Origin of the sequence: Streptomyces sp. NPDC048288, assembly GCF_043201555.1 — a bacterium.
Taxonomy (GTDB): domain Bacteria; phylum Actinomycetota; class Actinomycetes; order Streptomycetales; family Streptomycetaceae; genus Streptomyces.
Genome location: NZ_JBICZD010000005.1, coordinates 1 through 12,706, shown reverse-complemented (window position 1 = coordinate 12,706; position 12,706 = coordinate 1). Strand labels below are relative to the sequence as shown.

12 protein-coding genes and 1 pseudogene are annotated in these 12,706 nt (G+C 71.3%); 10 read left to right on the top strand and 3 right to left on the bottom strand.

The window, feature by feature from the left end; all coding sequences use genetic code 11:
* Positions 1-14: 14 nt before the first annotated feature.
* Together ACGFZS_RS18870 and ACGFZS_RS18865 are read right to left on the bottom strand one after the other, a co-directional pair.
* Positions 15-875: a mycofactocin-coupled SDR family oxidoreductase gene (locus ACGFZS_RS18870; RefSeq protein WP_393796045.1), complete on the bottom strand. Its 861-nt coding sequence runs from the start codon at positions 873-875 to the stop codon at positions 15-17.
* Positions 876-929: 54 nt separating this feature from the next.
* Positions 930-1,745, bottom strand: coding sequence for an NAD(P)-dependent oxidoreductase (locus ACGFZS_RS18865; RefSeq protein ID WP_393796044.1), 816 nt, complete (start codon positions 1,743-1,745; stop codon positions 930-932).
* 232 nt (positions 1,746-1,977) lie between these two features.
* Between ACGFZS_RS18865 and ACGFZS_RS18860 the strand changes: the two genes are divergently transcribed.
* The 3 genes from ACGFZS_RS18860 to ACGFZS_RS18850 all read left to right on the top strand — a co-directional run bounded on the left by ACGFZS_RS18860 (position 1,978) and on the right by ACGFZS_RS18850 (position 4,874).
* Positions 1,978-3,192: a CaiB/BaiF CoA transferase family protein gene (locus tag ACGFZS_RS18860; protein WP_393796043.1), complete on the top strand. Its 1,215-nt coding sequence runs from the start codon at positions 1,978-1,980 to the stop codon at positions 3,190-3,192.
* A 90-nt stretch (positions 3,193-3,282) separates the two neighbouring features.
* Positions 3,283-4,119 (top strand): TauD/TfdA dioxygenase family protein, encoded by an 837-nt coding sequence (locus tag ACGFZS_RS18855; protein ID WP_393796042.1) that lies wholly within the window; start codon positions 3,283-3,285, stop codon positions 4,117-4,119.
* Positions 4,116-4,874 carry an SDR family NAD(P)-dependent oxidoreductase gene (locus tag ACGFZS_RS18850; RefSeq protein WP_393796041.1) on the top strand — a complete coding sequence of 253 codons (759 nt, stop codon included), beginning with the start codon at positions 4,116-4,118 and terminating at the stop codon, positions 4,872-4,874. The genes ACGFZS_RS18855 and ACGFZS_RS18850 overlap by 4 nt, the downstream gene beginning before the upstream one ends.
* Positions 4,875-5,034: 160 nt before the next feature.
* On the opposite strand, the gene ACGFZS_RS18845 is transcribed toward ACGFZS_RS18850, so the two are convergent.
* Positions 5,035-5,754 (bottom strand): enoyl-CoA hydratase/isomerase family protein, encoded by a 720-nt coding sequence (locus ACGFZS_RS18845; RefSeq protein ID WP_393796040.1) that lies wholly within the window; start codon positions 5,752-5,754, stop codon positions 5,035-5,037.
* Between the two features lie 116 nt (positions 5,755-5,870).
* On the opposite strand from ACGFZS_RS18845, the gene ACGFZS_RS18840 reads away from it, so the two are divergent.
* The 7 genes and pseudogenes from ACGFZS_RS18840 to ACGFZS_RS18810 all read left to right on the top strand — a co-directional run.
* Positions 5,871-7,406 carry an AMP-binding protein gene (locus ACGFZS_RS18840; protein ID WP_393796039.1) on the top strand — a complete coding sequence of 512 codons (1,536 nt, stop codon included), beginning with the start codon at positions 5,871-5,873 and terminating at the stop codon, positions 7,404-7,406.
* Positions 7,407-7,444: 38 nt separating this feature from the next.
* A complete protein-coding gene (locus ACGFZS_RS18835; protein ID WP_393796038.1) occupies positions 7,445-8,620 on the top strand; it encodes an amidohydrolase family protein in 1,176 nt (391 codons plus the stop codon).
* 19 nt (positions 8,621-8,639) lie between these two features.
* Positions 8,640-10,073 (top strand): FadD3 family acyl-CoA ligase, encoded by a 1,434-nt coding sequence (locus ACGFZS_RS18830; protein WP_393796037.1) that lies wholly within the window; start codon positions 8,640-8,642, stop codon positions 10,071-10,073.
* 52 nt (positions 10,074-10,125) lie between these two features.
* Complete coding sequence (locus ACGFZS_RS18825; protein ID WP_365690562.1) at positions 10,126-10,392, top strand: hypothetical protein; 267 nt, start codon at positions 10,126-10,128, stop codon at positions 10,390-10,392.
* A 271-nt stretch (positions 10,393-10,663) separates the two neighbouring features.
* The gene (locus tag ACGFZS_RS18820; RefSeq protein ID WP_393796036.1) at positions 10,664-11,830 is read left to right on the top strand and encodes an acyl-CoA dehydrogenase family protein; all 1,167 of its coding nucleotides are present in this window, start codon (positions 10,664-10,666) and stop codon (positions 11,828-11,830) included.
* Positions 11,823-12,569 (top strand): GntR family transcriptional regulator, encoded by a 747-nt coding sequence (locus ACGFZS_RS18815; RefSeq protein ID WP_393796035.1) that lies wholly within the window; start codon positions 11,823-11,825, stop codon positions 12,567-12,569. The genes ACGFZS_RS18820 and ACGFZS_RS18815 overlap by 8 nt, the downstream gene beginning before the upstream one ends.
* A 41-nt stretch (positions 12,570-12,610) precedes the next feature.
* Positions 12,611-12,706, top strand: a pseudogene (locus ACGFZS_RS18810) (electron transfer flavoprotein subunit beta); the annotation flags it as partial.

The following is a 12,706-nucleotide window of genomic DNA, read 5'->3' as shown; positions in this document are numbered from 1 at the left end:
GGGTTTTGGTTGGTTCAGCGGCGCCAGTCGTACCACTTGAGGTAGCCGCCCGCGTCCACCCGCAGCTGGGTGCCGGTGATGTAGCGGGCCTCGTCGGAGGCGAGGAAGAGCAGGGCGTTGCTGATGTCGCGGGGTTCGACGTACGGAATCGGCATGGCCTGCTGCACGGCGAAGGACGGTTCGGCGTCCTCGCGGGTGGGGTGGGCGAGGTCGGGCCGGAAGGACTCGTACATCGACTCGTTCTGCAGCATGTGCGTGTCGACGTTGGTGGGGTGCAGGACGTTGGCGCGCTGCCCCAACGGGGCGAGGTTGCGGGCGAGTTCGTGGACGTACTCGGACAGGGCCCGCTTGGCGAACGCGTAGCCCGCGCCGCCCGGGTTGGAGCCCGGGGTCTGCACGATGCCGTGGTCCATGAGGGCGGCGGTCGAGCCGGTGGCGATGACGGAGGCGCCCTCGCGCAGATGCGGCAGGCAGATCTGGATGGTGTTGATGGTGCCGATCAGGTCGACGTCGACGGCGTCGCACCAGGCCTGCATCTTGGGTTCGCCGCGCAGCGGGGCGATACCGGCCTGGGCCACCACGATGTCCAGACCGCCGAGCCGCTCCAGGCCCGCCGCAAGCGCCTCGCTCAGCTGGGCGGTGTCGCGGACGTCCGCCTGGCGGGCGACGATCCGCCGGCCCTGCTCCTCGACCAGACGGACGGTCTCCTTGAGGTCCTCGGGGGTGGCCATCGGGTAGCGGACCGTCTCGAAGTCACGGCAGATGTCCACCGCGATGATGTCGGCGCCCTCCTCGGCCAGGCGCACGGCGTGGCTGCGGCCCTGACCGCGCGCCGCGCCGGTGATGAACGCGACCTTGCCCTCGACTCGTCCCATGGGCGGTGTCCTTTCTTCCGTGGTTGTTCTCCGCTCGGCGGGCGCCGGCCCCGGTCAGCCGGTGCCCGAGGGGGCCAGTACGGCCGTCAGCGCGTCGAGGGCCGGGGCGAGGGCGCCGAGTTCGGCACCGAGTTCACCGGCGACCGCGTGCACGACGTCGAGGTCCTTGCCGAGGAACTCGGCCGTGGAGCTGGCGAATTCGGCGACCGATCCGCGTCGTACGACGCCCGCGAGGGCGCGGCTCGACGCGCTGCCGTGGGTGAGGGCGTCCAGCAGGAGCCGCTCGTCGAGGCCCAGTTGGCGGCCGAGCCGGGCGGCGTGGGCGAGCAGTCCGATCTGGGCCGCGAAGACGGTGTTGTTGACGAGTTTCACGCGCTGCCCTGCGCCGAGCGGGCCGACGTGCAGCACCGGGTCGCCGTAGGCGCGCAGCACCGGCCGGATCCGGGCGACCGCGTCCCCGGCACCGCCGACGTAGAGGGTGATCCGGCCGGCCGCCACGTCCGGCGGTCCGCCGCTGACCGGTGCGTCGACGACGTCGATGCCCCGGGGCGCCGCCAGGTGCGCCACGGCATCGACGGTGTGCGGGCTCGCGGTGGTGTGGACGACGAGGATGGCGCCGGCCGGCATCGCGTCCAGCAGCCCGCTCTCCAGGCAGACCTCGCGCACCTGCTCGTCGGTGCGGACGCACACCAGCACGGCGTCGGCCCCCTCGCCGACCTCCGCGACCTCGGGGACGAGCTGTGCGGGTTCCCTGGTGAGGGCCCCGCGGGCCGCGTCCGACCGGGCGGCCACACACACCCGGTGACCGGCCTCCGCGAGCCGTCGCACCATGGGCAGGCCCATCCGACCGGCGCCCACGACTCCGATCACAAGAATCTCCCTTCCGGATGCGAGAACCATACTTTCACCGAACGATGCCCGGAAGTCCCGCGTAACGACTTTGTGTCACGGCGAGACAGAAGCAGTGGCAGGATTCCTGGGTGGTTCCCTTCCAGCCGTTCCCCGGTATGGTTCTCAAAATCGAGAACATAGTTTCCACCGGTGGTCGCGTCCACGGTCTGGAGGAGTTCATGGAGCGCAGGACCTGCGGGGAAGAGGCCCGATGAGCGGCGACGGCCCGCTGGCCGGGATACGGATCCTGGAAGTGGCGATGTACGGGTTCGTCCCGTCCGCCGGGGCCGTGCTCGCCGACTGGGGCGCGGACGTGATCAAGGTCGAGCACGCGGTCAACGGCGATCCGCAGCGCGGACTGCGGCAGACCGGCGCGTTCAAGATAGAGGGCGACCCCAACCCGAACATCGAGCACGCCAACCGGGGCAAGCGCAGCATCGGCCTGGACATGGCGCGGCCCGAGGGCCGGGAGGTGCTGTACGAACTGGCCCGGCGCGCGGACGTGTTCCTGACCAGCTTCCTGCCGTCGGCGCGGCAGAAGTTCGGCATCGACGTCGAGGACATCCGCGAGGTCAACCCGCGGATCGTCTACGCCCGGGGCAGCGCGCTCGGCCCGCGCGGCGGGGAGGCGGACAAGGGCGGGTACGACATGACCGCGTTCTGGGCCCGCGCCGGTACGGCGGCCAGCCTCACACCGCCCGGCACGCCCGGCATGATCCCGCCGCCCGGCCCGGCCTACGGGGACACCATCTCGGGCACGAACCTCGCCGGGGGCATCGCCGCCGCCCTGCTGAAGCGCGAGCGCACGGGCGAACCGTCCGTCGTGGACGTCTCGTTGCTGGGCAGCGGGGTGTGGGCCCTGGGCCACGGGATCGCCCTGTCGCTCCGCCTGGACCGGCCGATGGTCGCGCCGCCCACCGGGGCGCACGGCTCCCCCACCAACCCGCTGTCCGGGCTGTACCGCACGGCCGACGACCGCTGTCTGGCATTCGTGATGATGCAGCCGGGCAAGTTCTGGGCGGACGTGTGCCGGCACATCGGCCGGCCCGAACTGGCGGCGGATCCGCGGTTCGCGAGCGCCGAACTGATCGCCGCGCACACGGCGGAGGCCGTCACGATCCTGCGCGAGGTGATCGCCACGGGCACGCTCGCCGAGTGGACCGAGCGGTTCGCGACGCTGGCCGGGCCGTGGGCGCCCGTGCAGGACTCGCTACAGGTCGGTTCGGACGCGCAGGTCCGGGCGAACGAGTACCTCGTGCGCGCCGGGGAGCTCGAACTCGCCGCGAACCCGGTCCAGTTCGACGTCACCGCGCCCCGGCTGGGCCCTGCCCCCGAGTTCGCGGCCCAGACCGAGGAGGTCCTGCTGGAGCTGGGGCTGGACTGGGAACGGATTCTGGCGCTGAAGGCGGCGGGGGCGGTGACGTAGCCCCCTCGACCGCTCCTAGCAGCACGGCGGAGAGCTTGCTCTCGCACATCGGGACTCACCTTGCCGCAACGAAAGAAGGGCCGCACCCATATGCCCGTCACCGTCACCGAACTCACCCCCACCACCGGTGTGGAGATCACCGGCCTCTCCGGGAACCGGCTGGTCGACCGGGGCGTCGCGGAGGAATGTCTGGCCGCGCTGGAGCGGCGCGGGGTGGTGATCTACCGCGAGGCCGACATCGACGACGACGATCTGGTCGCGTTCGGCCGGCTGCTCGGCGAGGTCGTCCCGCTGCCGATGGGCGGCCATCCGACGCACCGCGAGATCCAGCGGATCACCCGGGACCCGGCGAAGAGCCCGCTGGCCGCCTACCGAGAGTCCACCTTCTTCTGGCACATCGACGGCACGACCCAGCGAATACCCGGCAAGGCGACGCTTCTGACGGCACGGCAGGTGTCGGGGGACGGCGACGGCGACACCGAGTTCGCCAACACGTTCGCCGCGTACGAGGCGCTGCCGGAGGCGGAGCGGAAGGAACTGGACGGCCTGCGCGTCGTGCACAGCTTCGCGGCCTCGCAGCTTCTGGTGACACCAGACCCGTCGCCCAAGGAGCGGGCGGCCTGGGACCGCAACCCGGCCCGCGAGCACCCGCTGGTGTGGACCCGGCGCAACGGCCGCAGGTCGCTGCTCATCGGCGCGACGGCCGGCGAGGTGACCGACCGGCCGCCGGACGAGGGCCGCCGACTGCTGGACCGGCTCCTCGACTGGGCGACCCAGCCCCGGTTCACCCTGCGCCACCGCTGGCGCCAGGGCGACCTCGTCATCTGGGACAACACCGGGATGCTGCACCGGGCGCTGCCCTACGGCCCCACCTCCTCCCGGCTGATGCACCGCACGTCCCTGCTCGGCGAGGAGGCGGTCGTATGAGCGAGCGGCGCACGGCGCTCGTCACGGGCGGCGGCTCGGGGATCGGCCGCGCCATCGCCCAGCGGCTCGCCGAGGACGGCTTCGCCACGGCCGTACTCGACCTCAACGCCGAGGCGGCCGAGCAGGTCGCCGAGGAGGCACGGCAGAAGGGGCACGAGGCGGCCGCCTTCGGGGGCGTGGACGTGTCCGACCGGGCGCAGGTGAACGACGCGGTGCAGCGAGTCCGGGACGCGCTGGGCGGGCCGGTGCAGGTGCTGGTCAACAACGCGGGCGTCAGCGGGTTCGGTCCCTTCCTGAAGATCACCGACGAGACCTGGGACCGGATCATGGCCGTGAACCTCAACGGCCCGTTCTACCTCTGCCAGGCGGTCGTGCCCGACATGAAGGAGGCGGGCTGGGGGCGGATCGTGAACATCTCGTCGTCGAGCACGCATTCGGGGCAGCCGTACATGGCGCACTACGTCGCCTCGAAGGCCGGACTCGTCGGCTTCACCAAGTCCCTGGCGCTGGAGCTGGGTCCGGTCGGCATCACCGTGAACACCATCCCGCCCGGCTTCATCGACACCCCGATGCTGCGGGCCTCCGAGGAACGCGGCCTGCTGGGCGGATCCGTGGACCACCACGCGGAGCTGACCCCGGTACGGCGACCGGGGCGCCCGGAGGACATCGCCGCCGCGTGCTCGTTCCTGGTGTCCGAGGAGGCCGGGTACATCACCGGGCAGGTGATCGGGGTGAACGGGGGCCGCAACACCTGAACCCCGGGTGGGGACGTGCGGCATGTGACGCATTCGGCGTGTCCGTACCGTCGCGCGCGTCTCGTCACCGCGTCGATGATGGCGCCGTGACGAGACGCCCGAGGCCGGGCCGGGCACGTCCGAAGCCGGGCCGGGCACGCCCGAGGCCGGGCCGGGCAGGTCACTTCCGGCGGTTCAGCGCCCGGTCCGCGGCCTCCCAGTGCGCGTCCGCGGCCCACAGCCGGGCGAAGGCGCGCACCGCGTCGTCCGCCGAAGTGCCGTCGTCCAGCACGTGTTTGATCTCCGCGCCGGGTCCGTTGGCGAGGGCACGCGCCACGGAACGCCATTCCGTCTCGAAGGAGGCGCGCGGCACCACCCGGTCCACCAGGCCGACCCGCTCCGCCTCGGTGGCGTCGAGGACGGCGCCGGTGCCCGCGAGCAGCAGGGCCCGGCCACGGCCGACCAGGGCGGCGAGCCGCTCGGCGCCGCCCCAGGCGGGCATGATCGCGAGGGTCACCTGGGTGAAGCCGATCCTGATGTCGTCGGCCGCGACCCGGATGTCGGCGGCGACGGCGACCTCGGCCCCGCCGCCCAGCGCATGGCCGTTGAGCGCGGCGACGACGGGGGCCGGAAAGCCGGCGATGCGGTCGCAGAGGCCCCGCATCCGCCAGGCCATGGCCGCCGCGTCCTCCTCGGTGCGGATCGCGGCGAGTTCCTTGAGGTCTCCCCCGGAGACGAACGCCCGGTCCCCCGCTCCCCTGATCACCAGCGCCCGCGCGCCGGCCGCCGCGTCCAGCGCCTTCTCCAGCTCGTCCATCGTGGCGAGCGAGATGGCGTTGCGGGCCTGGGGGCGGTCGATCGTGAGGACGGCCAGGCCGTCGTCCAGCGCGAGGTCGATCACGTGATTCCCCTCTGACGATATTGGCATTCTCCTTTACCGAGAATAACGTATGCGCCGCTGAGCGCCGCAAGCCCGACGCCTCGAAGAGCCGCCCGTCGCAGTGGAGGTAGCCGCAGATGCGAGAGATACCCGTCGAGTTGACCGAGCGTTACGCAGCCGAGGGCTGGTGGACCGAGGAGACGGTCGGCGACCTGCTGACCCGGGGTCTGGCAGCGGCGCCGGACACCGAGTTCCGGGTGCACTCGGCCGCCCGCCCCTGGGAGGGCACCTTCCGGGACGTCGAAGCGGTCGCGCGGCGGCTGGCGGGCGGGCTGCGGGAGCGGGGCGTGGGGCCGGGCGATGCGGTGGCCTTCCAGCTGCCCAACTGGATGGAGGCCGCCGCGGTGTTCTGGGCCTCGGCGCTCCTCGGGGCGACGGTCGTGCCGATCGTGCACTTCTACGGGCGCAAGGAGGTCGGCTACATCCTGGACGCCGTCCGGCCGCGCGTCTTCGTCACCGCCGAGCGGTTCGGGCGGCTGGAGTTCCGGCCGGACCTGTGCGCGGACGTGCCGGTGGTCGGCGTGGTGGGCCGCGACTTCGACGCGCTGCTGGGCGACGAGCCGCTCACGGAGGCCCTTCCGGCGGACCCGGCCTCCCCCGCCCTGATCGCCTTCACCTCCGGTACGACCCGTGACCCGAAGGGCGTCGTGCACAGTCACCGGACCCTGGGCCACGAGACCCGCCAGCTCGCCGCGAGCTATCCGCCGGACCGTGGCCGCCAGCTCACCGCCGCCCCGGTGGGCCACTTCATCGGCATGGTGAACGCGTTCCTGATCCCCGTCCTGGACGGCACCCCCGTGCACCTCACCGACGTCTGGGACCCGGCCGGGGCCCTGCGGCTGATGCGGGATCACCAACTCCACATCGGGGGCGGGGCGCCGTACTACGTCACCAGCCTCCTCGACCACCCCGACTTCACCGCCGAGCACCTGCGGTACCTGCGGTACGCGGGGCTCGGCGGCTCGTCCGTGCCGGCGGCCGTCACCACCCGGCTGGCCGGCCTCGGGATCCGGGTGTTCCGGGCGTACGGCAGCACCGAGCATCCCTCGATCACCTCGTCCCGGCACGACGCCCCCGAGCCCAAACGGTTGTTCACGGACGGGACCGCGCTGCCGGGTGTCGAGATCCGGCTTGCCGAGGACGGGGAGATCCTCAGCCGGGGCCCGGACCTGTGCCTCGGCTACACCGATCCGGCCCTGACGGCGCGGGCGTTCGACGAGGAGGGCTGGTACCGCACCGGCGACCTCGGCGAGCTGGACGAGGACGGGTATCTCACGATCACCGGCCGCAAGGCGGACCTGATCATCCGGGGCGGCGAGAACATCAGCGCGCTGGAGGTCGAGGAGGTCCTCCTCACGATGCCCGGGGTCGCGGAGGCCGCCGTGGTCGCCGCGCCCGACGCCCGGCTCGGCGAGCACGCGGCCGGGTTCCTGCGGATGCTGCCCGGACACCCGCTGCCCGGCCTCGACGCGATGCGGGCGCACTTCGAGCGGGCGGGGCTGGCCCGGCAGAAGTGGCCGGAGGAGTTGCACCAGGTGGCGGAGTTCCCGCGGACGGCGAGCGGCAAGGTGCAGAAGTTCCGGCTCCGTCAGGACATTGCCGTAGGCACCTGAAGAGAATAGCATTCTCTCAAATCGCAAAGGAGGGTCTCATGTCGCGTGCGCTGCCGTATCCGCTCTTCGACGCGGACAACCACCTGTACGAGACCGAGGAGGCGCTGACCCGGTTCCTCCCGAAGCAGTACGCGGGAGCGATCGAGTACGTGCAGGTCCGCGGCCGTACGAAGATCGCGATCCTGGGCCAGATCAGCGAGTACATCCCGAACCCCACCTTCGAGGTGGTCGCCCGGCCCGGCGCGATGGAGGAGTACTTCCGGATCGGCAACCCGGACGGCAAGTCCCGCCGGGAGATCTTCGGGGAGCCGATGCGCTCGATCCCCGCCTACCGGGAACCCGGCCCGCGCCTGGAGCTGCTCGACGAACTCGGGGTGCAGCGCACGCTGATGTTCCCGACGCTGGCGAGCCTCATCGAGGAGCGGATGCGGCACCACCCGGAGCTCATCCACGCCGTCATCCACTCGCTCAACGAGTGGCTGCACGCGACCTGGTCCTTCAACTACAAGGACCGCATCTTCACCACCCCCGTGATCACCCTCCCCATCGTGGAGAAGGCGATCGCGGAGCTCAACTGGGCCGTGGAGCGCGGCGCGAGGGCGATTCTCGTCCGGCCCGCCCCGGTGCCCGGCTACGGTGGCTCGCGCTCCTTCGCGATGGAGGAGTTCGACCCGTTCTGGAAGCGGGTCGTGGAGACCGGCGTGCTGGTGGCGATGCACTCCTCCGACAGCGGGTACTCCCGGTACGCCAACGACTGGGAGGGCACCTCCGCCGAGATGCTGCCCTTCAAGTCGAACGCCTTCCGCCAGGTGAACGAGTGGCGGCCGATCCAGGACGCGGTGGCCTCCTGGGTCTGCCACGGCGCGCTGTTCCGCTTCCCCGAGCTGAAGATCGCGCTCATCGAGAACGGCTCGTCCTGGGTGGCCCCGCTCCTCGACCAACTCGCCGACGTCCACAAGAAGATGCCGGAGCAGTTCCTCGGCGACCCGGTGCAGGCCGTCAAGGACAGCATCCACGTCAGCCCGTTCTACGAGGAGAACCTGGGCGAACTGGTCGACCTCATCGGCGTCGACCGGGTGCTGTTCGGCTCGGACTACCCGCATCCGGAGGGCCTGGCCCAGCCGACCTCCTACGTGGACGCCATCCAGGGGCTGGACGCGGCCGACCAGGCGAAGATCATGGGCGGCAACCTGTCCCGGCTGATCCCGGCGTGAGCGGGAGAGGGCTTCTGTCGTGAGGTGGGAGACCATCCCCCGGATGGTGCTGAGCGCGGCCGACCGCTTCGGTGACGCCGAAGCGGTCGTGGACGGACCGCTGCGCCTCACCTTCGCCCAACTCGCCGAGCGGGTACGGGTGGCGGCGGGCGCCTTCGCCGCGCTGGGGGTCGGCAGGGGCGACCGGGTGGCGATCTGGGCGCCCAACTCCGCCGAGTGGATCGTGGCCGCGTTCGGGCTGCTGACCGCCGGCGGGGTGCTCGTCCCGGTCAATACCCGGTTCAAGGCGGCCGAGGCGCACGACATCGTCGTCCGCAGCCGAGCCAAGGCAGTACTGGTCCAACAGGGCTTCCTGGGCCTGGAGTTCACCGGACCGCCCGGCGTGCCGGTGATCGACCTCAAGTCCGGCTTCCTGGAGAGCGGTTCGCCCCTCGAACGCCACGTCGACGGTGACGACGTGGCGGACATCGTCTTCACCTCGGGGACGACGGGCCGTCCCAAGGGCGTACTCATGACCCACGCCCAGACGCTGCGCCTGTACGAGGAGTGGTGCGACCTCGCCGACCTGCGCGCGGGCGACCGCTACCTGATCGTCAATCCGTTCTTCCACATCTTCGGCTACAAGGCGGGCTGTATCGCCTCCCTGATCCGCGGCGCCACGATCCTGCCCGTACCGGTCTTCGACGTGGAGCGGGTGCTCGACCTGGTCGAGCGGGAACGCGTGACGATGCTGCCGGGCCCGCCGACCCTCTACCACTCCCTCCTGGAGGCCCGGGCGAAGGGCGGCCGGGACCTGTCCTCCCTGCGCTGCGCCGTCACCGGCGCGGCCGACATCCCCGTCGAACTCATCCGCCGGATCAGCGAGGAACTCCCCTTCCGCTCGATCATGACGGGGTACGGCCTCTCGGAGGCCGGCACGGTCACCGCCTCCCGCCCCGGCGACTCCTTCGAGGACATCGCGACCACCGTCGGCACCCCCTGCGACGGCGTGGAGATCCGCGTCGCCCATGACGGAGAGGTGCTGGTGCGCGGATACAGCGTGATGCGCGGATACCTCGACGACCCGGCGGCGACCGCCGAGACCGTGGACCAGGACGGCTGGCTGCACACCGGCGACCTCGGCACCCTGGACGGCCGGGGGTACCTCAGGATCGTGGGCCGCAAGAAGGACATGTTCCTGGTCGGCGGCTTCAACGCCTACCCGGCGGAGATCGAGGGCTTCCTGCTCCGGCACCCGGCCGTGGCCCAGGTCGCGGTGATCGGCGTGCCGGACGCGCGGATGGGGCAGGTCGGCAAGGCGTTCGTGGTGCGGCACGGGCCGGTGACCGAGGCGGAGCTGATCGCCTGGAGCCGCGAGCGCATGGCCGGTTTCAAGGTGCCCCGGTCCGTCGAGTTCCGTGAGGAGTTGCCGCTCAACGCCACGGGCAAAGTGATGAAGGACCTACTGCGATGAAGGCCGACGGGAACCGCGACCGGGTTCCCGCCCTGGAGAACGGAGATCTCTCGTGACGACGAACCGCACTGCCGGCCCGACGGCGGACCTGTCACTGGCCCGGCTCGAGCGCCTCGACGACGAGATCATCGCGCTTCTCGCCCGTCGCCGCGCGATGGCCCAGGAACTCCCGGCCCCGGCCCGCGCCCGCGCCGCCGACCCGGCCTTCGAGGAGACCGTACGCGGCATCACGGGCCGCTACCGCCAGGAACTCGGCGGGGCGGGCGAACTCGTCGCCCGCGCGGTCATGGTGCTGTGCGATCCGAGCCGCGAGGCCTGAAGGCTGCCTGGAGAAAGCTTCCTTCGCGTCCGGGGCCGCTCGGAGTGGCCGTCCTCGCGCGGCCGCTTCGAGGGCCCCGGATTGCTGCGTACAAATCCCACGCCGGGCGCGGATGTGGTCCGCGGCACATCGCGGGAGTGCGGAAGGGCACAGGTCGTAGCCGCACCGGGGTCGTTGACATGGCCGGAGATTTGGCCGTACAAATCTGAACAGTGGACCAGTCGGCCGCGCGGAGAACCCGGCCCCCACGACGGATGTGGAGGCCCTTCCGATGAGCGCTCCGGACCTGCTCCCCGACGACGAGCGGCTCGTCGTGCGCACCGTGCGCGAGTTCGTCGACAAGGACGTCAGGCCTGTCGTCCGGGAACTGGAACACGCCGACACGTACCCCATGAACCTCATCGACCGGATGAAGGAACTCGGCGTCTACGGCCTCGCGATCCCGGAGGAGTACGGCGGCACCCCCGTCTCCACACCCTGCTTCGTCCTGGTCACGGAGGAACTCGCGCGGGGCTGGATGAGCCTGGCCGGGGCGATGGGCGGGCACACGGTCGTCGCCAAGCTCCTGCTGCTGTACGGCACCTCGGAGCAGAAGCGCCGCTATCTGCCCCGGCTGGCCACCGGCAAGATGCGGGCGACCATGGCGCTCACGGAACCGGGCGGCGGTTCCGATCTCCAGGCGATCACGACCCTCGCACACCGCGAGGGCGACGCGTACGTCGTGAACGGATCCAAGACCTGGATCACCAACTCCCGCCGCGCCGGCCTGATCGCGCTGCTCTGCAAGACCGATCCCACCGCCGAACCGCGCCACCGGGGCATCTCGATCCTGCTGGCCGAGCACGGCCCGGGTCTGGTCGTCTCGCGTGATCTGCCCAAGCTCGGCTACAAGGGCGTGGAGAGCTGCGAGTTGTCCTTCGAGGACTACCGGACGCCCGTCGACGCGCTGCTGGGCGGCCGGGAGGGACAAGGCTTCGCCCAGATGATGAAGGGACTGGAGACCGGCCGACTACAGGTCGCCGCACGGGCGTTGGGCGTGGCACGGGCCGCCCTGGAGGACTCGCTGCGGTACGCGCAGGAGCGCGAGAGCTTCGGCAAGCCCATCTGGCGTCACCAGGCGATCGGCCACCGCCTCGCCGACATGGCGACCAGGCTCACGGCCGCCCGGCAGCTGACCCTCCACGCCGCCCGGGAGGCCGACGCCGGGCGGCGGGTCGACATGGAGGCGGGCATGGCCAAGCTGTTCGCGTCCGAGACGGCCATGGAGATCGCGCTCGACGCCGTACGCATCCACGGCGGCTACGGCTACTCCACCGAGTTCGATGTGGAGCGGTACTTCCGTGACGCGCCGCTGATGATCGTCGGCGAGGGCACCAACGAGATCCAACGGAACGTGATCGCCGCTCAGTTGGTGGCGAGAGGCGGTCTCGATGGCTGAGCAACAGCAGCGCGAGAGCGCCTACTTCCGGCTCGCGCGGGAGCTGCGGGCCGCCGTGCTGCGGCACGACTACCCGGACGGGGTGCGGCTGCCGACCGAGGCCGAGCTCGCCGGGACGTACGGAGTGAGCCGGCAGACGGTGCGGCGGGCGTTCCAGGACCTGGTCACGGAGGGACTGGTGTACCGGGTGCCGGGGCGCGGGACCTTCGCCACGCCACGGGAGGAGCAGTACCTACGGCAGTTCGGTTCGGTGGACGACCTGATGGGGCTGTCCATCGACACCCGTATGGACGTCGTCACACCGCTGCACCGGCGGGTCGACGTCGACGCGGCGGGCCGACTGGGCCTGCGTACGGACCGGGTGCACAAGCTGGCGTTCCTCCGGCTGCACGAGGACGTCGCGTTCTGCCACACCTCGGTCTGGCTGCCGCCCTCGGTCGGCCGACTCCTGGAGCCGGTCACCGAGTTGACGCTGCCGGGCACACCCAACGCGTTCACCGTCATCGGCCTGCTCGACCAGCGGCTGCCGGAACCGATCGGCGAGGCGGAACAGAGCATCACCGTCGCCGAGGCCACCCCGGACATCGCCCGGCACCTGGGCTGCGAACCGGGGCGCGCCCTGCTGCGCGTCGACCGCGTCTACCAGACCGTCGCCGGGCAGGCCGTCGAACTCGCCATCAGCCACTTCCTGCCCGAGCACTACTCGTACCGCGTGCGGCTGCGGCGCAGCGGCCAGTGATACCCGCCCGACCCGCCCAACACCGTTGAGGAGAAGGAACCTTGAGCCTGAGGATCGTTGTCACTGTGAAGTACGTGCCCGACGCCACTGGCGACCGGCACTTCGCCGATGACCTGACCGTCGACCGTGACGACGTG

Coding starts and splice junctions, on each gene's coding strand:
- ACGFZS_RS18840 (WP_393796039.1), top strand. CDS start 5,871: ATGCGAGAGATACCCGTCGAGTTGACCGAGCGTTACGCAGCCGAGGGC.
- ACGFZS_RS18815 (WP_393796035.1), top strand. CDS start 11,823: ATGGCTGAGCAACAGCAGCGCGAGAGCGCCTACTTCCGGCTCGCGCGG.
- ACGFZS_RS18860 (WP_393796043.1), top strand. CDS start 1,978: ATGAGCGGCGACGGCCCGCTGGCCGGGATACGGATCCTGGAAGTGGCG.
- ACGFZS_RS18850 (WP_393796041.1), top strand. CDS start 4,116: ATGAGCGAGCGGCGCACGGCGCTCGTCACGGGCGGCGGCTCGGGGATC.
- ACGFZS_RS18870 (WP_393796045.1), bottom strand. CDS start 875: ATGGGACGAGTCGAGGGCAAGGTCGCGTTCATCACCGGCGCGGCGCGC.
- ACGFZS_RS18835 (WP_393796038.1), top strand. CDS start 7,445: ATGTCGCGTGCGCTGCCGTATCCGCTCTTCGACGCGGACAACCACCTG.
- ACGFZS_RS18855 (WP_393796042.1), top strand. CDS start 3,283: ATGCCCGTCACCGTCACCGAACTCACCCCCACCACCGGTGTGGAGATC.
- ACGFZS_RS18820 (WP_393796036.1), top strand. CDS start 10,664: ATGAGCGCTCCGGACCTGCTCCCCGACGACGAGCGGCTCGTCGTGCGC.